Here is a 19,422-nt window from a genome sequence, read left to right as displayed (position 1 = left end):
AGCAGTTAAGAGTTAGAAGCAAGGTAAAACATGCAAACATTACAAGCGAACGTGCAAAGTATTTCGCCACTCACAGAATTCGTTTACAAGGTTATTTTGACGCCCAACGAAGCGGCTCAATTTGAAGCGGGTCATTATTGCCAACTGGTACTAGGAGAAAAGGACAAGCGCGCATTTTCAATCGCCAGCCGCCCCAGCCAGCAGCATGAAATCGAATTGCATATTGGCGCCTCGGGTGCAGACTCCTACGCCATGCAGGCGCTTGAGCACCTGAAAGAGCATCTTGCCAATGGCACTCAGGCAACGCTCGAAGTGGGCCTGGGTGTATCTCAGCTACGTCTTGATTGCGACCGTCCACTGGTTCTTTTGGCGGGAGGCACCGGCTTCTCCTATGTTAAGTCGATGGCCGACCATTTGGCCGAAGTTGGCTGCGACCGTCCGGTATTTTTCTACTGGGGTGTAAAGCATGAAGATGCCCTTTACGCCAAAGAAGAAATGGAAGCCTGGGCAGCCAGTAACCCGCATTTCACCTTTATCCCGGTGGTTGAGCAACCACAGGGGCAGTGGCGTGGCCACACCGGCTTAGTACATCAGGCGGTGATGAAACACATAGTGTCGTTAGAACCCTACACAATTTATATGGCCGGACGTTTCGACATGATAGGTGCGGTACGCGATGACTTTATCGAGCACGGTGCCCTGCGCGAGCATATGTATGCGGATGCCTTTGCCTTTATCAAATAAGGTTGAGCAGAGTTTAGCTTAGTTAATTGAAAAGAGGCCCAGGCCTCTTTTCTATTTTTCAGAACACATCAATAGTTTTAATTCATTTTACCTATCAATTAACCAGCCCTAGACTACTCCTATCAACCACGATAGGAGTGCGACCATGTTCAATATCAAAGTCTCAGATATTATTAAGCGAACCTTTTTATCCATCAGCCCAGATCTTGAGCTCACCGCAGCGATTGATTTACTGCTTAAACATCAGGTGATTGGTGCTCCGGTGATCGATGATTCGGGAAAGTTAATGGGTTATTTATCGGAGCAAGACTGCTTGGCGCCGCTGACCACCAACAGCTACTTTTGTGATGGCCGTATCCAGGTGCGTGAGGTGATGAGCCAGGATGTGCTTACCTGCCAACTCGACGACTCTTTACTTGATTTAGCCGCGCGCATGCGCCGCCACAATCTACCCAAACGTTATCCAGTTATTGACCAAGGGAAAGTTATTGGCATGGCCGAGCGCTCGCAGGTGTTACAAGCGCTCTCACAAAGTTACCGCAGCTGCAGCGCTGCCTGATTATGCTTCGCGAGCGGCCGCTTTTGCTTTTAAAGCGGCTTTATCGCCATCGCTTAAGTAAGCGATTTCTAACGCATTGGCCTGAGCCAGCTCGATATCTTCCTTGCTCAAGCCAGCTTGATAAGCCGCATTTTGATATTCGTTGTCGAGCTCTATGCCCTGCACCGCCGGATCATCGGTATTAATCGATGCCAAAATGCCGTGCTCAAGGAAGCGCTTCAATGGATGGGTATGAATATCGGCAACCGTACTGGTAAGCACATTACTGGTCAGGCAAGACTCAATACCTATGCGGTTATCACGCAGGTAATCCATTAATTTAGGATCCTGGATAGCATTGACGCCGTGACCGATACGATCGGCTCCCAAGCCTTCAATGGCCTGCCAGATGCTGCTCGAATCCTGCGCCTCACCGGCATGCACTGTGGCACGCAGGTCGGCCTTGTGCACCTGTTTAAAGTGGTCCACAAATAAGTCACCGGGAAAGCCCAGCTCATCACCGGCTAAATCAACCGCCACCATCTGTTCTTTAAAGGCCAAAATGGCCTCCAGCTCTTGCTGACATTTTTGTTGTCCGAAGGTGCGCGACATAATGCCAATCAGGTTTACCTTGATATCCTGCTCACGCACGGCGCTATGAATACCATCGACCACGGCTTCAACCACGCCTTGTGGATGCAGGTTATGACTCATCGCCATGTAGTAAGGGCTAAAACGCAGCTCGGTGTAGTCTATGCCTTGTGCCACGGCATCCTCGACATTTTCGATGGCAATGCGACGGCAGGCATCGTAATCCCCTAACACCTTTACGCCCCAGTCGAGCTTTTCTAAAAAAGCCATCAAGTCGGGGGCTATCTCAACGACCTGCACATGCGGACGCAAGGATTCAAGATCGTCACCTGGGAGCTGTATATTGAACTGTCGGCCCAACTCGAGAATGGTAGTAGCGCGCACATTGCCGTCTAAATGGCGATGCAGGTCGAGTAAAGGTAGTTGGCGATTGATCATCATGACCCCCAAGTGTGTGGATAAAATTGCGCGCATCATACGCATATGCACAATAAATTCAAGTTAGTACGAACGAGTGCCCGCTCGTCGTGCCAGCTGCCTGGCGATACTGCTAAAGAGCGTATTGGCCTCGATAGGCTTAACCACATAGTCGTCCATGCCGCATTGCTGCGCCAGCTTTACATCCCGCTCCTGAGCATTGGCGGACAGGCCGATAATGGGTAGGTCACTGAGCAGCAGCTCATTGCGGATCTCCCGAGTGGCCGTCAGACCGTCCATGTTCGGCATCTGTATATCCATCAGCACCAGGTCATAATGTTTACGGCCCACCATGGCTACCGCCTCAACCCCATCATTGGCGATATCTGGCTGGGCGCCCTTACCCTCAAGCATGGCTTTAGCCACCTGCTGATTAAGAGGATTATCTTCCACCAGCAAGATGACCACATCCGTTAAGTCTATCTGGATCTCCTCACCGCGCTGCGGCGGCATATCCTGACGCATTGGCAAACTGGATTGCTTGGGCAGATAAACGCGAAAGCAGGAACCCTGACCTTCTTCGCTTTCCAGCTCGATGCGCCCGCCCATCAAGCTCACCAGCTTTTGGCAGATACTCAGGCCCAGCCCGGTGCCGCCAAAGCGTCGTGAGGTCGAGCCATCGGCCTGTGAGAAGGGCTTAAATAATTGCTTTTGAATCTCTTTGCGCATGCCTATGCCGGTGTCGCTGACGCTAAAACAGAGCTCGTCTTGAGCATCGGCTACCTTTAAGCGAATGGCACCCTGCTGAGTAAACTTCACCGCGTTATTTAAAAGATTAAGCAGCACCTGCTTTAAGCGGATCATATCGGCATAAAAGACAGGCGCCACATCGGCGTCAATTTCATAATCGACCAGCAGGCTTTTATGACTGGACTCTACCTCGGCCAACTGCTGTAATTCGGCACACAGCTCTTCTATGACTATGGGCTCCTGATGTAAGTCCAGTTTTCCCGCTTCCATCTTAGAAAAGTCGAGCAAGTCATTAAGCACCCGCAGCAAGACACTCAAGGCATTATCCGCCTGCGCTACATACTGCTTACCCTTGTGCCAATCCTCTTGCTGCATGGCAAGATAATGCAAGCCCTTAATGCCGTTGATCGGTGTACGTATCTCATGGCCCATATTGGCCAAAAACTGTGATTTAGCGCTGTTGGCCGTGTCGGCCTTGACCTTTTCTTCGCGCAACACCTTGGTTTGCTTGGCGACCTGGTCACGTACGCGAATATTGCTGCCGGTGATGGCGATTAAAAAGGTGGTCAACAGCCAAACGAACAACATGCCCACCACTTGGGCATACCAGTAGCCGGACCATAAGGGGCGCCCGCCCTGACGATAAATATTCAAACGCCACTGCCTTGATACGGTTGCCATATCCTGGCTCATGATCAGCTCATCATGCTCGGCCAGCGGTAAAATAGCCTGATGCGGCTTGGCGCTGATATCCAGCACTTCCACATCGATACCATCAAACGCCAGTTTAGCCAGTGCCGATTGTTTTAATAGCGGCAGGCTTATCACCGCAGCCACATAACCCATTAGCTGAGCGTTGGCATCAGGCACCTCAGCCATCACCAAAAAACCCAGAGCGCCCTCGGGACTGCTTTCAAGGGCAAATGCCGAGGTTACAAATAATGAACCTGGGTGCGCTAAAAGATCAGGAAAATAACGCTCCGCACTGATATCCAGACCGAACACACTTTTCAGACGCGGCGAAAACTGACCGTAAAATACGGGGAAATGATCCGGCCCAGCTTGGCGCTCAAAGCGCGAAAAAATCTGGTATTGCGCTATTCCCTCGGACCTTGCTTGTTGCTCAAAAGCTGTCACATCTTGTGGTGACACCTTGGGCATCCACACCAAAGCATTGATCTCCGGGTTATAAGCCATTTGCTTACGGGTAAAGTCATCAAACTCGCGCCGTGACACATTATGGCTATGGGCCATAAAGGACGCCAAAATCTGAGTATTAGCGCCCAATCGAGTGAACACAGTCTCCAGTTGCTCGACTATCACCTGAGCCTGAGAATTATAATAGCGCTGATTTTGCTCCTTCTTGGCATTGGCCGCCAAATAGAAGGTAACGCTTATCACCGCATAGATGATCAGTGAGGGCACCACCACCTGAAGACGATGACGCACCACTTCAAAGTTAAAACCGGCAAGTAACAAGGGGGTAAAAATCATCACCCCGATACTGTCGCCTATCCACCAGGTGATAAAGTTTTCCCACCGCCCGGATGCCGGGATCACACCATTGGCAATCGACAACTCGGTACCGACCGCAGCGGCAATAATACAGACCAAGGGGCCGCCGACCAGGATACTGACCATGCTGCTTTTTAAATCGGATAGATCAAGAGGAGCGCGCAACACCCGAGTAATTAGCCAGTAGCCTAAAAAAGCCTGAAAGGTCGACGCTAATGTGACTAAGGCGGCCTGACTGGCCACCTGCCAGTGGAGGATCCCCTCGATATTCTCAAGATGCAGTGTATTGGTAAGGAGGGCGCCAATAATGATCCCCAGCAGGGCACGGCGTCCGGCGATCAACAATGCCGCCAGGGCGATGCCAGAAGGTGGCCAGGAGGCCACAGCATAGCCCTCAACAGACAAGAGGGTATTACTTAAAAATCCGGTAATAAAGTAACCAAGGGCAACAACTAGGCTGAGGTTGAATAGGTTCTTCATTACCTCCTCGCTAGTGCTGACTGTGGTCGAGAACGAGTAAGGCTTTCTCCGCTTGCCCGGTGGCACGATAGCTTTGCATGGCCCGCTGTGGGTGCGGCAGACGTTGTTGTTGCGCCAGGACCTTGTCGAAAATTCGCGCGGCCAGCTCATGTTCACCCTGGCTTTGTGCCAGATAAGCCAGACATACCAGCATTTCTGGTTCGTCGGGCTGCTTTTTCAGCTCGGCCTGCAGGGCTTTTTGTACTTCTTCTACCTGGCCATATTCAATCTCGCTGAGCACAGACAAGAGCTGCGAGTATTCATTACGCTTAAGCAGCTTTTTCAGCTCCTCTTGTACCGCGGCAATTTCTCCGGTGCGCACCATGGCACGCAAATAATGGGTGTGGCCACCGCTGCGTACCGCTTTAGGCAGATCGCCATTGCGCTTTTGTAAGCTGGTCACCGAGTCGCTATCGAAATATGCGCGCAGGGCCCAGTCCCACTCATTTTCATCAAAGCTTTGCGCCTTGATTAAACGCGGGGCTAGCTGGGCAAATTCACTGAACTTATGCAGCTTTAACAGCACATTGGCGTAAAGTTTTAACTGATGCGCCGTGGCTTTTTTACTGGCACATTGGCTACGTAGTGTGGCCAGCACCTCGGCTTCGCTGTGCGCCGCCAGCCAGAGATTGACCGGCTCGCTGCGATTCTTATCCGACAACTCATCCAAAAGATTCAGGGCAAAGTCCCGCTCCCCTTGTTGCAAACGCGCTTTAGCCTGCATGGCCAAAGAGAAGTCACGCCATTTTTCGTCAACACTGCCCTTGCTGAGTGTGTGCTGCAGTTGCTGCATATCGTCGTTGATCAATGCCCATAACGCCTGCTCCAGTACTGCCTGTTTACGCTCCTTGCTGCGAGCAAAGAAGCCATGGCGCACATTGCGATAGCTGTTGATCACATGACGCAACAGACAAAACAGCAGGTAACCACCAAACAGGGTTAACAGGGTTAGGATCACAAAACTGACTATGCTGCCTTCAACCGTCCATTGACCAAAGGCAATCAACACATAGCCCTTTTCGTCAATCAGCCAAGGGGCCACCGCGGCCACCAGGGCGATAAGGCCGAAAATTATAAGCAGTCTCACCATATCAAGACTCCTTTAAGGCGCTAACTGTGGCCAAGTTGATCGGCTGCGCTGGCGTTAGCTGCTGCAGTCGCAACTGCTTCAGCTGACTTAAAAACTGGCTGGTTTGCGGCTGTGATAAATCAAAGTAACGGGTGATCAGATCCGCTGAACTTTGTAATGATTGCTTGTAGAGATCAACATACTGGTGAGTGGCAGCAAAGCCCGCCTGATCAAGATTGAAATGCAGACGTTGTTTAATTAAACGTTGTTGCTCATGGTCCAGCAAGGGCTCTATTGTCGCCTCGCGCTTACGTACCTTGATAAAGTCATCCACCAGCTTATCCCAGGTACGACCTAAATTAGTACGCCAGTCGGAAACATTCTCTGAGAGCTCTTGCTTATCCGCTGCCACCGTTTCCTCGGCCAGGTCGACCATATTAAAGGCCAGTTTATCAACCTGTTGCCCTAAACCATGTAAGGTCAACACGGTGGCTTGCACATCCGCCAACTCGATGCTGGCCAGGGTTTGTAAATCGCTGTGAATGGCTCGTCTTAACTGAGCATTACCCGGATAGCTGGCCAGCAGCGCATCGGCACGCTCAAGCACAGTAGCGGCACCGGCATAGTTGCTTTCAGACCAAATTTTAAAATCCGCCAGAGCCACCAAACGACGTAATTCGTTCATATCCAATGGCGGCTGGGTATTATCTTTTGCCGCAGCAATACTTTGCTCAACATGCGTGATCAGCGAGCGCTGATTGGCACTCAATTGGCGGCTGATGTCGTCATTAAAATCCTGCTGCCATTGCTGAGTTTGCTGCTGCTGAGTTTGTTGCGTACCACGTAAGGCCTTAATTTGCTCAGCCAGCGCCTGATTGGCACCTTGCAGCTGCTGCACCTGCTGTTGCATTTGCACCAGCGCCGCATTTTCCTGCTCGGTCGCACTGCGTTGCTGCTGATACTGATGCCAATATAAATAGCCTGTTCCAGCTCCGCCGCCCAGAGCAATCAACAAAGCCAATAAACCAACCTTGCTTACGCCTTGTTTGGCGGGCGCCCTGCCCGATTGCACTTTTGGCGCAGGCGCTTTTGCTGTGGCCGCCGACGTATTAGAAGGCGCTGATTCCGGCTCTGGCTTTTCGGGCTGCTCGCTCATATTGATTTCCTGCTCACTGTCGATACACGCGGCGATGGCCTGGTTAGTCACGCCTGCGGCAATACTAATATGGTCCGTGGCCACACCTTGCTGTTCTAAATGCGCCCCAGTTCTAGCACTAACAATATAGAAATGTCGCGATTTAAGCCACTGTAATAATTGCGGATCTTGGCTGGCAAAGATGGCATCGACGCTGCTGTTACTGGTTATGACCAAGGCATCGACCTGATCCTGCCGCCATTGCTGCAACCAGGCATCACTGCTCGGCTGCGCCGCAGTGCGCTGATACACCACCAGCGGATTGATAAAGGCGCCACGTTGTTTCAGGGTTTTAGCAAGCAAGGTACGTCCGCCTCGGCCCTTAACCAAGACCACATTTTTCCCTTCGACCTGCTGCAGCTCGGGCAGTGCAATCATACCTTCTGAATCATGACGCTCCGGCACCAGGGCACGGCATTTAAAATAACTCTCTAAAGCCTCTGCGGTGGCTTCACCCACGGCTACACATTGCACACTGGCGGGCAAACTGGGCCGTTGTTGATGCAAACCTATAACCGCATCCTGAGAAACGAAAACAGCAATATCGGCTTCATTCAGGGTCGCCAACTCTTGTTCATCACTGGCCAGATAATCAATATTCAACACTGGGCATTGAGTCACCTTATGCCCTTGTACAACAAGTAAATCAGCCAGTTCTTGCCCCTTACCCTGGGGCCGAGTTACAACAATATGTGCCATTGCCTGCGCCTTCGTTATCGTCCAGTTTTATTTTATTTCGCCATATACCTCGGCCAGAATCACGTCGGCCCCTTGAGCCAGAAGTTCTTCCGCCAGGCTTACACCTAGTTGCTGCGCTTCACCAATAGAGCCCTTGGCCTCGGCCCGTAAAATACGTTTGCCATCAAGCGAACCCACCAGACCACGCAGATAGACCTGATCATCTTCAATCACGGCATAGGCTCCGATTGGCACCTGACAACCACCTTGCAAGCGGCGGTTCATAGCGCGCTCGGCATCAACGCGAATACGAGTTGGCGTATGCTCAAGCGGTGCCAGCAGGGCTTTAATTTGCTCATCATCGCTGCGACACTCAATACCCACGGCACCCTGACCATTGGCTGGCAAAGATTCTTCGGCACTGATGTAACTGCGGATACGGTCGCTCATTTCTAAACGGATCAGGCCGGCGGCGGCGAGGATAATGGCATCGTACTGGCCTTCGTCCAGTTTCGCCAAGCGGGTATTCACGTTACCGCGCAGATCGCGAATATCGAGATCGGGACGACGCTCTTTAAGCTGGCACTGACGGCGCAAGCTTGAAGTACCTACTACGGCACCCTCGGGCAGGCTGTCAATATCGGCATAAAGGTTAGAAACAAAGGCATCACGCGGGTCTTCACGCTCACAAATGGTGTGCAGCTCCAGCCCAGCTGGAAAGTCCACCGGCACATCCTTCATGGAGTGCACCGCGATATCGGCTCGGTCTTCCAGCATGGCCTGCTCTAATTCTTTTACGAACAAGCCCTTACCGCCAACTTTTGCCAAAGGGGTATCGAGGATAATGTCGCCCTTGGTGGTCATGGTCACCAGTTCGACTTCAATATTTGCATGATGGCGCTCTAATTCAGCCTTTACAAATTCGGCTTGCCACAAAGCTAGGGCACTTTTACGAGTGGCAATTCGCACTCGCTGAGTTGCAGTTGTCATGTAATTCCTAATTCAAAGTTAAGGCTTGGCAATTAAGCGAAACTCTCTTGTTGCCAATAACTTATTATTGTTATCTCGTAATTCTACACGCCACAAACCAACTTGGCTGGGCATAATATGTTTAGATGAAAAGGTGCGATAACGAGCCGTGTGTACGCCGAGTTCAACCCGCGCCATCTGTTGCTCTTCAAAATACCAAATATGGCTGACTTTTTGCCCTTGCAGGCCGTGCAGTTCAGTGAAAAATACCAGGCTGGTATCAAAGTCACCCATATTAATCTCACGACCCAGCGCACTGACCGGCTCACGATCTTGCACTTGTGTGGTTAATACAGCTCGGCTCACTTTGTCGGTATCAATTTTGCTGCCCTGGGCCAGGTTGGCAACCTTGGCTTCATCATTAAAATCGGCTGCAACTACACTGGGTTCAACCTCGGCTGTTTCGGTACGAATGGACTCGGACTGAATAGGCTCGACCTGAATAGGCTCGGCTGGTGCGGGTTCGGCTATAACAGGCTCGACTGGCTCAGCATTCACTTCTTGAACCTGGTTGACCTCGGCGGCCACCTGCTCAATCGGCTCGGCATCATTTTGCGCCTGGGCTTCAACTAACGACTCAGACTCTGACTCTGCAACCAGAGGCTGTTTATAAGCCGAACTCTCGCTGCTAACGACTGGCTCAGCGACTAATTGGCTTGTAGCTGATTCGACCTCAGAGACCCTGCTTTGTTCGGCATTGGCCGGGGTAAAAGCAGCATACCAAAGTGCGCCTATAGCAAAGGCGCCGACTCCAGCGACTGTGCCGATGCGATGCCAATGCCACTGATAGACCACATCCTTGCGGGCAATGCGCGGTGTATTATTATTCATGTTCGCCGTTATCACGATTTTTTGTCCCATGCGCTGGTTCCTAGATCTCTTTTAACTTAGTCGCTCTATCAGCCATTGTCGAATGGCCTCAAGCTCTTGTTCACAGACCTGGTGCGCCATGGCATAAGTTTGCCAGGACACCGCCATCCCTTGCTCCTGCAAACAATCAAAGGCCTGTTTGCCAGCCGCTAATGGCACCACGTTGTCAAACTCGCCATGGGCCATAAAAATACTAAGGTCTTTATGTATCGCCTGCTCGGCCAGTAACTCCGGCTGCGACATATAGGTCGATAGCGCCATGACTCCGGCCAGCTTATGCTGATAGCGCGGCGCCAAATGCAAGGCAATCACGCCACCTTGCGAAAAGCCGGCAAGAATAATCTTGTCTGCCGGTATCCCGGCGGCGAGTTGCTCATCAATTAAGTCGCTAATGCGCTGCGCTGATTGTTGCACACCCTGAGCATCAGCACGTTTATCCAGATCAAGGGATTTAATGTCGTACCAGGCACGCATTTCCATGCCGCCGTTAATGGTCACGGCTTGAACCGGCGCGTGAGGAAATAAGAATTTCACCCCAAGCTCTTCGGGCAGGGCCAAATGAGGTGCCACGGGGGCGAAACCATCACCTGAATCTCCTAAACCGTGCAACCAGATCACGGTCGCTTTATGAGTTGGGCTATTAAAATAGCTGGCACCGTCGAATTGACTCACTTAATCATGCTCCCAGCGAATTTCAACACCCGCCTGCTTGGTGGCCGCATCACACATAAACTGCCAAAACTCGGCGCCGGAACGATTATCTATCCATTGCTCGCCATGCAATTCAAAGTGGTGGCCGTTAAATTTAGTGGCAACCCATACCTGATGCAGCGGCGCCTGCTTGTTAATCACTATCTTGCTGCGGTCCGGGAAGATGATTTCCAATATCCCCGCCGCCGACTCATAGTCTAAATCCGCATCTAAATCGTCGATCTGATCTTCTATGGTCAACATCAATGCATCGGCCAGCTGATGATACTGGGTGTCGGTCATGGTGGTTTCACTCATTTGGCTTGCGCTCCTGTCCTGGCGGTGACGTTGTGAAGGGGAAATAATTCAACAGCAACGACTACATTTTCGGTATTTTCTGTTACTCTGCGATTATAAAACGAGTCATATTAATTATCTATCGAATCACTATGTATAACAGTCACCGATTGCCTCACCTTGTTGTAGCCGTCAGCTTAACGCTACTAAGCGCCTGTGGTCAAAGTGGACCCTTATACCTGCCACAAGAGCAACCAGAAATTCAGCAGCCCGCCTCTGTGCAAGCGCAAGAGGGCGAGGCGCAAGTGCAGACCAACGACCCGCAACAGCAGCAATAAACCTAGAGTTGGCTGCGTTTTGCAGGCATAGTGATGGCATAGAGGGATGATGTAAGAGCGTTATGTTAGTTAACTTCTCCAAGATGCACGGGCTGGGAAATGATTTTATGGTCGTCGATAACGTGACCCAGAACATTTTTCTTTCCCGCGACCAAATCAAGCGACTGGCCGACCGTAACTTTGGCGTTGGCTTCGACCAATTGTTAATGGTCGAGGCGCCCTATTCGCCGGATTTAGACTTCCATTACCGTATCTTTAATGCCGATGGCAGCGAAGTGGAGCAATGCGGTAACGGCGCTCGCTGCTTTGCCCGCTTTGTGCGTATGAAGGGCCTCACCAACAAGCATAAGATTGCCGTATCCACCAAGGGTGGCAACATGATCTTGTATATAGAAAAAGACGGTCAGGTCACGGTGAACATGGGACAGCCCATGCTCGAGCCCAAAGAAATCCCGCTTAAAGCCAGTAAACGCGAACTCACCTATATCCTGCGCCAGCAAGAACAAACCCTGTTTGTCGGTGCCGCATCCATGGGCAACCCCCATTGCGTGATCGAGGTTGATGATATCGACACCGCCGAGGTGCAAACCTTGGGACCTTTAGTAGAAGAGCATGAGCGCTTCCCGAAGAAGGTCAATGTTGGCTTTATGCAAGTGATAGATGAAAACCATATTAAGCTGCGAGTGTGGGAGCGCGGTGCCGGTGAAACTCTGGCCTGTGGCAGTGGCGCCTGTGCCGCCGCTGTAGTTGGACAGCTGCAGAATAAGCTAGGCAATAATGTCAAAGTTGATCTGCCCGGCGGTAGCTTGCAGATCCGTTGGCAAGGCGAAGGCCACGCGGTCAAGATGACGGGCCCCGCCGAGCATGTATTTGATGGACAAATAGCCCTATGAGTGAACTAAGCAAAGAGCAGATCGCCGCGTATCTCAAACTCAATCCGGACTTCTTTTTACAGCATCCCGAGGTGTTTGCACTGATGAACTTTGGTGCTCCCCACGAAAGTGTTGCCTCTTTGCAATTGCGCCAACAGCAAGTGCTGCGCGAACAAAACCAGGCTTTGCAACAGCAGTTACAGCAATTGGTGGCTCAGGCCAAACAAAATGAAAAGGTCTTTCAGGTGTTTAGCGCCTGCCATCGTCAGCTGATGCTGGATGCCGAGTTTGTCGAACTGGCTACTGGGCTGGAAGCCCTGATCTGCGAACAATTACACATCAGTGAGTGTAAGCTGATTAAGTTCACCGAAGACTTGCAGCCCTTGCTGGATAAACGCCTGCAAACTAACAATCACTACCTTGGCCGTTTATCGGAGCAGGAGCAGGCGCTGATCTTTGCCGGCCAAAGCAAAAGTTCCGCCCTCTATCTTATTGGCGAGCTGCAAGCGCCTCTGGCAATTTTGGCCTTTGCCAGCGAAGACGAACTGCACTTTGAGCCAGCTCAGGACAGTTTGTTTATCTTCGAGTTTGTTAAAGCCCTGCAAGAGCGCTTAACCGCCCTATCATGAGCGAGTCGCAGGCGCTCACCTTTGCCGTGATGACAGATGCCTGGCGCTCACCCGTGAGCGACTACCACAATTACCTGCGCTATGAAAAACAATACTCCAACCACACCCTGGAGCAATATCAGCGGCAACTCCTCGAGGTAGCCCGCTATTTTTATGATGACCGGGATGGCTGGTTGGCCATTAACGGCGACGATATCCGCCGTTATGCCATGTCGTTGCGCGCCAAGGGCTTGGGTGCCCGCACCGTTAACCTCAAACTCAGTTGCCTGCGTGCCTTTTTTCGCTTTTTACGCACCTATAATCCGCATCTGGATAATCCGGCCCAGTTTGTAAAGGGCCCCAAGTTTGATAAGCCGCTGCCCCGTAATCTGGATATTGAGCAGATGCATCAACTCCTTGAGATCGACGATGATGATCCACTCGCCATCCGCGATAAGGCGATGATGGAGCTGATGTACTCATGTGGACTGCGGATCAGCGAACTGGTCAACACCAACTGCAAGGATATCGATTTGCGCAGCGGTGAAATCCGCGTCCTGGGTAAGGGGAATAAAGAACGACTGGTACCGGTGGGCTCAAAGGCCATTGCCGCAGTTAACGCCTGGCTTAAAGTGCGCGGTGCCTTTATCGGCGCCGATGTCGATGCACTGTTTTTATCAAAACGGAAAACCCGTATTTCAGTGCGTCATGTACGCGAGCGCATGCGTGAATGGGGCGTCAAACAAGGCCTGAGTGCCCAGGTTCATCCCCATAAACTGCGCCACTCCTTTGCCTCTCATGTCTTGCAATCGAGCGGCGATCTGCGCGCGGTGCAGGAATTACTGGGCCACAGCAGTTTATCGGCCACCCAGGTTTATACCCATTTAGACTTTCAACACCTAGCCAAGGTATATGATAATACCCACCCCAGAGCTAAAAAACAGAAGTAAAGCCCTATACCATGATGCGATTTAATCGAGCCATAATGCCCGCCAAGGTCCTAAGTTTTGACTTGGACGACACCCTGTATGACAACCACCCTATCATCAAGGCGGCGTTGCAGGCACAGCAGGATTATTTGCTTACCCTACCGGGGTGGCTGGAGCAAGGCGATGATTTTTGGCTTACCTGCCGTCGCACCGTAATTGCCCGTGATCCGGCTCTGGCTCATGATGTTACGCAAATTCGTAAGCGAGCGCTCACTTACGCCATGAATAAGATAGGGTTAGAACAATACCACGCTGACAATGCCTATCAGATTTTTGCCGAAGCACGCAGCAAGATCACCGTCAGCGATGAGATATTAGCCCTGCTGGAGTCGCTTAAACGTAAATATCGGCTGATCGCCATTACCAACGGCAATGTCGATGTGTCCAAATTCAACCTCAAGGATCAGTTCGAGTTGGTTCTGATGGCCGGACCCGATGGCAAGTCCAAGCCTCATCGGGACTTGTTCGATCATGCCGCAGAGCGTCTTGGCGTTGCCAACCATGAAATCATTCATATCGGTGATAGCCTGGACACGGATGTGCAAGGTGCGAACAATGCCGGATGTCGCAGCATTTGGCTCAATAATCAAGGCATTCAATATGCCTACAAAGGCCTGCCTTGCTGTGAAATTGACGACATCATGGCATTGACACAGTTAGGTTAAATACAACTTAAAGTGCTTTTACCATATAGCTACGGCGCCCATCCAGGGGATAATCGGTCAAGGCGAAGACCTCCTTATAGCCATGGCGGCGATAAAAGTCGGGAGCTTGGAACTCCAAAGTATCGAGCACAGCTTTTGTCGCCCCCAAGTCCTTGGCTGCCCGTTCAAGTTTATAAAGCAGTTCGTTGGCATAGCCTTGCCCTCTTTCCTCGGGGTTGACCCATAGCCAATCGATAAGTAGCCAGTTGCCGAAGCACCGACCCGCAATTCCCGCAACCACTTCACCCTGCTCATTATTGACTCTAAAACCGAGATTTTGCCTTTGTACGGGCCAATGTGACTTGTTAAATGCAACCACCTGATCTTTAAGCCAATCACTTAGCTGCTCACTCGTGTCACTGACAATTTCGTACTGTCTCATTATCTAACTTCCAAAGTACCCATGGCGCCTATGTTAACTAATATGAGTACAAGCAGTTAGCGGTAAATTGCTTGCTGGGCGCATAACTGTTTATAAAAACAGTATTCTATTTAGCCAAAGCAGAACTCTTGTTATACTTGCCAAACTAACAATAGGTGGATGTGGCGATGGATGTATCTGAATTACTTGATGGCTTGAACGATAAACAACGAGAGGCGGTAGCAGCACCCTTGCAAAATATGCTGGTTCTCGCCGGTGCAGGCTCAGGTAAGACCCGGGTGTTGGTCCATCGTATCGCCTGGTTAATGCAGGTAGAAAACGCCTCACCCTATAGCGTTTTTGCGGTGACCTTTACCAACAAGGCGGCAAAAGAAATGCGCGCCCGGGTCGAACAAACCATCCAAGGTTCCGCCGGTGGCATGTGGATTGGCACCTTCCACGGATTAGCCCATCGTATTTTGCGTGCTCACCACCGCGAAGCCAAATTGCCTGAGTCTTTCCAAATTCTCGACAGCGATGACCAGCAGCGCATGATACGCCGTTTGCTTAAGGCCATGAATATCGATGAAAAGAAATGGCCGGCAAAGCATATCGCCTGGTATATCAGCGCCAAAAAAGATGAAGGCCTGCGCCCGGGTGACATCCAAGCCTATGACGTCAATGAACAACTTTTACAGCGAGTCTACAGCGCCTATCAAGAGGCCTGTGACCGCGCCGGATTAGTCGACTTTGCCGAGATCCTGCTGCGCTGCTATGAGGTTCTGCAGCAACAACCTACGCTATTGCGTCACTACCAGCAGCGCTTTGCCCATATTCTGGTGGACGAGTTCCAGGATACCAATACCATACAATACCGCTGGCTGGCACTGATCGCCGGTGATACGAATTCCATGATGATAGTTGGCGACGATGACCAGAGTATTTATGGTTGGCGTGGTGCCCGTATCGAAAACATCAAACGCTTTTTAGATGACTTTGACGCCGAAACTATTCGCCTGGAACAAAACTACCGCTCCACTGCGACCATTCTAAAAGCGGCCAATACGCTGATTGAGAACAACTCCGAGCGCATGGGTAAGAGCCTGTGGACCGATGGTAACCAGGGTGAGCCTATTTCCATCTATGCCGCCTTTAATGAGCTGGATGAAGCCCGTTTTATCGTTGGCAAAATAAAAACCTGGCTGCAAGCCGGTAATGCCCTCAGCGACAGCGCCATCTTATATCGTAACAACGCGCAATCGCGGGTGTTGGAAGAAGCCCTGCTACAAGAAGGTATGAAGTACCGTATTTATGGCGGTATGCGCTTCTTCGAACGCCAGGAAATCAAAGACGCCCTGTGTTATTTGCGCCTGGTCAGTAATCGCCAGGACGACGCCGCCTTTGAGCGCGTGATCAATACACCGACGCGCGGCATAGGCGACAAAACCCTCAGCCATATTCGTGACTGCGCCCGCGCCGAATCACTGCCGCTTTGGTATGCCGCCAAGGCCATCATTGAACAACAACATTTGTCTGGCCGTGCCGCCACTGCGGTAACCCGGTTCTTGGAGTTAGTCGATGGTATCGAAGCCCGTATCGACGATCTCACCTTGGCGGAGCAAGCCAAATATGCAATTGAAAATACCGGCCTTATGGCCATGTATCAGGCAGAAAAAGGTGAAAAAGGCCGCGCCCGCGTAGAAAACTTGGAAGAATTAATAAACGCCTGCGAGCAATACGAATTACCGGTGGACGAAGAGTTTTCATCGCCACTGCAAGGCTTCCTGGCCTACACTTCATTAGAGTCAGGAGAGGGTCAGGCCGAAGAACATGAAGATGCGGTGCAGATGATGACATTGCACTCAGCAAAAGGCCTGGAGTTTCCACTTGTGTTTATGGCTGGCGTTGAAGAGGGCATGTTCCCATCGCAACAAAGCCAGGAGGAAAGCGGTCGCTTAGAGGAAGAGCGTCGCCTTTGCTATGTAGGCATGACCCGCGCCATGGATAAGCTCTACATCACTCATGCGGAAGCCCGTCGCCTCTATGGCCAGGAAAAATATCACAGCCCGTCGCGTTTTTTACGTGAACTGCCCGATGACTGCATCGAAGAAATTCGCGTTAGAACCAAGGTCACCGCGCCGCAACAGTCGGGCCGTTTTAGCCCGTCGCTGACACAAGCGGCATTTGCCGATAGCGGCTTTAATCTAGGCCAACGCGTACTCCATGCCAAGTTTGGTGAGGGTACAGTATTGAATTATGAAGGTGCCGGGGCCCAGTCACGGGTGCAGGTAAACTTTGATGACGTCGGCAGTAAATGGTTGGTCACCGCCTATGCTCGCTTGCAAGCACTCTGAAGTAACTAGCTTACTCACCCAATTAAAGCGCCAGCGATGGCGCCAAGCACTGTTATTGCGTGGCGAACGACAATGGTGCTACGAGCAATTAATCGCGCTCCAGAAACTGACAGCCGCTCCATGGTATGTGCTTAGCAATAATGAACAGCTTAGCCAGGCCCAGTGGCCGCATCATCTGCACCAGATCCTGGGGCAAGAACATGCCCACGGCGCTTACGACTGTTACAGCGGCTTTTATGCCGACAAACTCGCAGCACTGGCGGGCACGGTGCAAGCCGGGGGCTTGCTGGTGCTTATGCTGCCAGAAGATACCCAGGCTTTTATCGACCCGGGCATGGATAAGCTGGTTTCTTACGGTTACTCCACACCAACACAAAGCCATTTTTGGGCCTGGTTAGAACAGCAACTAGTAGAAACCGACTTTATTAGCATCAAGCAATCCGAGGCTAACGCAAACGATATTAACTTGGTTGCCGACACACCTGACTGCAATGCTGAAGCGGATACCCGTGAGCAGCAAGAGGTCGTAGCGCAAATCATTAAAACCGCCAAGGGTCGGGCACATCGCCCACTATTAATTAGTGCCGACCGGGGTCGTGGCAAGTCTGCCGCATTAGGTATAGCCGCCGGCCAGCTGAGCGATAAACGCATCATCTTATGTGCCATTCAGCGTAGAGCGGTAACTAGCGTGTTTAAACACCTGAGCCAAACGGCATCCCTTGCCGAAGCCAAGGACACAGATCTGAGTCTAGGTAATGTTGAATATATGCCTCCGGATCGCGTCCTGCACGAGCAACCCAGTTGTGATCTACTCTTTGTCGATGAAGCGGCCACCCTACCGATACATATTCTTAAGCGGCTGTTGGCTATCTATCCACGCGTGGTCTTTGCCAGCACCTTGGCCGGTTACGAAGGTAGTGGCCGGGGTTACACCCTACGCTTTAAAGCCTATTTGCAAAGGCACTACCCTAATTTTAGCGAGCGCGTTTTAAACGAGCCCTTTCGCTACGCCTCGGGTGATCCCTTGGAACAGGGGATCAACAAATTACTGGTGCTTGATGCCGCCAGCAAGGAACTCCAGCCCTGCGAACAAGTATTAACTCATACTTCTATCGATGTGGCTCAGCTACGCGCGCAGCCGGAGCTGCTAAAGCAGGTATTTGCTTTACTGGTGCTTGCCCATTATCAAACCTCGGCCAATGACTTTCGCCAATTACTGGATGCGCCGGGACAGCGTATTTACCTAAGCCGAAAAGGCGAGCAACTGGTCGCCGTGGCCGTTATTACCTTGGAAGGTCGCTTCGATGAAAAGATGGCGGCCCAGGTTGTCAGTGGTGAACGTCGCCCGCAGGGGCACTTACTCGCTCAAAGCCTGGCTCAGCTAAGCGGTGAGTCACAATTGGCGCAGCTATCCTGCGCGCGTATAGTGCGCATTGCCGTGCATCCACAATTGCATCACCTGGGTATAGGTAGCGCGTTAATGGACTTTATCGGTGACGATCTCACAAAACACAAGGTTGCCATACTTGGCACCAGCTTTGGCGCCCATGCCAGCCTGCTGGAGTTTTGGCAACGTCTTGGTCTCAGCACCATTAAGCTGGGCATTAAGCGGGATCATGTCAGCGGTGAATACAGCGCCTTAATGGCAAAAGGACTCACTGAACAAGGCACCCAACTATTGTCACCGGTTATCAAGGCTTGGCAAAAGGATCTGCCACACCTAATAGCGCATTATTTTGCCGATTTGGATAGTCGTCTGTTACTGAAACTATTATGCGAATGCCCCAAGGCCGAACCCAGCCAGGCCGATCATCATACCCTAATGCGTTTTACCCTGGGTCAGATCCCGCTAGCACAAGCCTATGGCGCCCTGTGTCGTTACCTTCAATCAAACTGGTTGTCACTTACTATGGCGCCTAAAGAAACTCAAGAAGTGATTCTTGCGCTCATATTTAACAGCGTGGATGCCAAGCCTGCCGAACTGAGTAAAAAACAGTACCAGCAGCTGATCAAAAGCTTTATTCAACAGCTTCTAAAATAATCTTGTAGACCGGGGTTTGACGCCAAGGAGGGCGTTAGTAGAGCAATGCAGGAGCATAGTGCCGATAACCCCAACAAGGTGCAGTTCCATGCCGCAATGTCGGCCTAAAAGGCCGACCTACAAACGCAAAAAACCCGCTGCATTGCTGCAACGGGTTTCTCTTAATAGGGCCCTGACGATGTTCTACTTTCACATGGCAAATGCCACACTATCATCGACGCTGTTTCGTTTCACTACTGAGTTCGGCATGGGG

At 51.4% G+C, this 19,422-nt stretch carries 18 protein-coding genes; 9 read left to right on the top strand and 9 right to left on the bottom strand.

Annotated features, from left to right (window positions below; genetic code table 11):
* The first annotated feature begins 30 nt into the window (after positions 1 to 30).
* Both fre and C2M17_RS02300 read left to right on the top strand, forming a co-directional pair.
* A complete protein-coding gene (gene fre, locus C2M17_RS02305; RefSeq protein ID WP_105199269.1) occupies positions 31 to 744 on the top strand; it encodes an NAD(P)H-flavin reductase in 714 nt (237 codons plus the stop codon).
* Positions 745 to 889: 145 nt separating this feature from the next.
* Positions 890 to 1,303, top strand: coding sequence for a CBS domain-containing protein (locus tag C2M17_RS02300; protein ID WP_105199268.1), 414 nt, complete (start codon positions 890 to 892; stop codon positions 1,301 to 1,303).
* On the opposite strand, the gene add is transcribed toward C2M17_RS02300, so the two are convergent.
* From add to cyaY, 8 genes are all read right to left on the bottom strand, one after another.
* Positions 1,304 to 2,311, bottom strand: a complete 1,008-nt coding sequence (gene add / locus C2M17_RS02295) for an adenosine deaminase (protein WP_105199267.1) — start codon at positions 2,309 to 2,311, stop codon at positions 1,304 to 1,306. It lies immediately after the preceding gene.
* A 63-nt stretch (positions 2,312 to 2,374) separates the two neighbouring features.
* A complete protein-coding gene (locus C2M17_RS02290; protein WP_105199266.1) occupies positions 2,375 to 5,035 on the bottom strand; it encodes an ATP-binding protein in 2,661 nt (886 codons plus the stop codon).
* Between the two features lie 10 nt (positions 5,036 to 5,045).
* Positions 5,046 to 6,164, bottom strand: a complete 1,119-nt coding sequence (locus tag C2M17_RS02285) for a heme biosynthesis HemY N-terminal domain-containing protein (RefSeq protein WP_105199265.1) — start codon at positions 6,162 to 6,164, stop codon at positions 5,046 to 5,048.
* Between the two features lies 1 nt (position 6,165).
* On the bottom strand, positions 6,166 to 8,037 hold the full coding sequence (locus C2M17_RS02280; RefSeq protein WP_105199264.1) for a uroporphyrinogen-III synthase: 1,872 nt from the start codon (positions 8,035 to 8,037) through the stop codon (positions 6,166 to 6,168).
* A 27-nt stretch (positions 8,038 to 8,064) separates the two neighbouring features.
* Positions 8,065 to 9,006, bottom strand: a complete 942-nt coding sequence (gene hemC, locus C2M17_RS02275) for a hydroxymethylbilane synthase (RefSeq protein ID WP_105199263.1) — start codon at positions 9,004 to 9,006, stop codon at positions 8,065 to 8,067.
* Between the two features lie 18 nt (positions 9,007 to 9,024).
* Positions 9,025 to 9,906 carry a DUF2914 domain-containing protein gene (locus C2M17_RS02270; protein WP_105199262.1) on the bottom strand — a complete coding sequence of 294 codons (882 nt, stop codon included), beginning with the start codon at positions 9,904 to 9,906 and terminating at the stop codon, positions 9,025 to 9,027.
* Positions 9,907 to 9,927: 21 nt separating this feature from the next.
* Positions 9,928 to 10,587, bottom strand: a complete 660-nt coding sequence (locus C2M17_RS02265) for an alpha/beta hydrolase (RefSeq protein WP_105199261.1) — start codon at positions 10,585 to 10,587, stop codon at positions 9,928 to 9,930.
* On the bottom strand, positions 10,588 to 10,908 hold the full coding sequence (cyaY, locus tag C2M17_RS02260) for an iron donor protein CyaY (protein WP_105199278.1): 321 nt from the start codon (positions 10,906 to 10,908) through the stop codon (positions 10,588 to 10,590). It lies immediately after the preceding gene.
* Between the two features lie 146 nt (positions 10,909 to 11,054).
* On the opposite strand from cyaY, the gene lptM reads away from it, so the two are divergent.
* The 5 genes from lptM (at position 11,055) to C2M17_RS02235 (ending at position 14,374) form a co-directional block, all read left to right on the top strand.
* Positions 11,055 to 11,240, top strand: a complete 186-nt coding sequence (gene lptM, locus C2M17_RS02255; RefSeq protein ID WP_105199260.1) for an LPS translocon maturation chaperone LptM — start codon at positions 11,055 to 11,057, stop codon at positions 11,238 to 11,240.
* Between the two features lie 62 nt (positions 11,241 to 11,302).
* Positions 11,303 to 12,133 (top strand): diaminopimelate epimerase, encoded by an 831-nt coding sequence (gene dapF / locus C2M17_RS02250; protein WP_105199259.1) that lies wholly within the window; start codon positions 11,303 to 11,305, stop codon positions 12,131 to 12,133.
* Entirely contained in the window at positions 12,130 to 12,741 is a 612-nt protein-coding gene (locus C2M17_RS02245; RefSeq protein ID WP_105199258.1) for a DUF484 family protein, read from the top strand. The genes dapF and C2M17_RS02245 overlap by 4 nt, the downstream gene beginning before the upstream one ends.
* Complete coding sequence (xerC, locus tag C2M17_RS02240) at positions 12,738 to 13,670, top strand: tyrosine recombinase XerC (RefSeq protein WP_105199257.1); 933 nt, start codon at positions 12,738 to 12,740, stop codon at positions 13,668 to 13,670. The genes C2M17_RS02245 and xerC overlap by 4 nt, the downstream gene beginning before the upstream one ends.
* A gap of 11 nt (positions 13,671 to 13,681) precedes the next feature.
* Positions 13,682 to 14,374 carry an HAD-IA family hydrolase gene (locus tag C2M17_RS02235; protein ID WP_105199256.1) on the top strand — a complete coding sequence of 231 codons (693 nt, stop codon included), beginning with the start codon at positions 13,682 to 13,684 and terminating at the stop codon, positions 14,372 to 14,374.
* Between the two features lie 7 nt (positions 14,375 to 14,381).
* Here the strand turns inward: C2M17_RS02235 and C2M17_RS02230 are convergent, their stop codons facing one another.
* Positions 14,382 to 14,795 carry a GNAT family N-acetyltransferase gene (locus tag C2M17_RS02230; RefSeq protein ID WP_105199255.1) on the bottom strand — a complete coding sequence of 138 codons (414 nt, stop codon included), beginning with the start codon at positions 14,793 to 14,795 and terminating at the stop codon, positions 14,382 to 14,384.
* 167 nt (positions 14,796 to 14,962) lie between these two features.
* Between C2M17_RS02230 and uvrD the strand changes: the two genes are divergently transcribed.
* Positions 14,963 to 17,128 carry a DNA helicase II gene (uvrD, locus tag C2M17_RS02225; RefSeq protein ID WP_105199254.1) on the top strand — a complete coding sequence of 722 codons (2,166 nt, stop codon included), beginning with the start codon at positions 14,963 to 14,965 and terminating at the stop codon, positions 17,126 to 17,128.
* Positions 17,073 to 19,169, top strand: a complete 2,097-nt coding sequence (locus C2M17_RS02220; RefSeq protein WP_105199253.1) for a GNAT family N-acetyltransferase — start codon at positions 17,073 to 17,075, stop codon at positions 19,167 to 19,169. The genes uvrD and C2M17_RS02220 overlap by 56 nt, the downstream gene beginning before the upstream one ends.
* Positions 19,170 to 19,422 lie beyond the last annotated feature (253 nt).

The organism is Pseudoalteromonas sp. T1lg10 (genome assembly GCF_002964545.1).
Taxonomy (GTDB): domain Bacteria; phylum Pseudomonadota; class Gammaproteobacteria; order Enterobacterales; family Alteromonadaceae; genus Pseudoalteromonas.
This window is presented reverse-complemented; position numbering and strand designations above follow the sequence as displayed.

Coding starts and splice junctions, on each gene's coding strand:
- C2M17_RS02290 (WP_105199266.1), bottom strand. CDS start 5,035: ATGAAGAACCTATTCAACCTCAGCCTAGTTGTTGCCCTTGGTTACTTT.
- lptM (WP_105199260.1), top strand. CDS start 11,055: ATGTATAACAGTCACCGATTGCCTCACCTTGTTGTAGCCGTCAGCTTA.
- C2M17_RS02230 (WP_105199255.1), bottom strand. CDS start 14,795: ATGAGACAGTACGAAATTGTCAGTGACACGAGTGAGCAGCTAAGTGAT.
- uvrD (WP_105199254.1), top strand. CDS start 14,963: ATGGATGTATCTGAATTACTTGATGGCTTGAACGATAAACAACGAGAG.
- fre (WP_105199269.1), top strand. CDS start 31: ATGCAAACATTACAAGCGAACGTGCAAAGTATTTCGCCACTCACAGAA.
- C2M17_RS02280 (WP_105199264.1), bottom strand. CDS start 8,037: ATGGCACATATTGTTGTAACTCGGCCCCAGGGTAAGGGGCAAGAACTG.
- C2M17_RS02235 (WP_105199256.1), top strand. CDS start 13,682: ATGATGCGATTTAATCGAGCCATAATGCCCGCCAAGGTCCTAAGTTTT.
- cyaY (WP_105199278.1), bottom strand. CDS start 10,908: ATGACCGACACCCAGTATCATCAGCTGGCCGATGCATTGATGTTGACC.
- hemC (WP_105199263.1), bottom strand. CDS start 9,006: ATGACAACTGCAACTCAGCGAGTGCGAATTGCCACTCGTAAAAGTGCC.
- C2M17_RS02270 (WP_105199262.1), bottom strand. CDS start 9,906: ATGGGACAAAAAATCGTGATAACGGCGAACATGAATAATAATACACCG.
- C2M17_RS02245 (WP_105199258.1), top strand. CDS start 12,130: ATGAGTGAACTAAGCAAAGAGCAGATCGCCGCGTATCTCAAACTCAAT.
- C2M17_RS02285 (WP_105199265.1), bottom strand. CDS start 6,164: ATGGTGAGACTGCTTATAATTTTCGGCCTTATCGCCCTGGTGGCCGCG.
- xerC (WP_105199257.1), top strand. CDS start 12,738: ATGAGCGAGTCGCAGGCGCTCACCTTTGCCGTGATGACAGATGCCTGG.
- dapF (WP_105199259.1), top strand. CDS start 11,303: ATGTTAGTTAACTTCTCCAAGATGCACGGGCTGGGAAATGATTTTATG.
- C2M17_RS02220 (WP_105199253.1), top strand. CDS start 17,073: ATGACGTCGGCAGTAAATGGTTGGTCACCGCCTATGCTCGCTTGCAAG.
- C2M17_RS02300 (WP_105199268.1), top strand. CDS start 890: ATGTTCAATATCAAAGTCTCAGATATTATTAAGCGAACCTTTTTATCC.
- add (WP_105199267.1), bottom strand. CDS start 2,311: ATGATCAATCGCCAACTACCTTTACTCGACCTGCATCGCCATTTAGAC.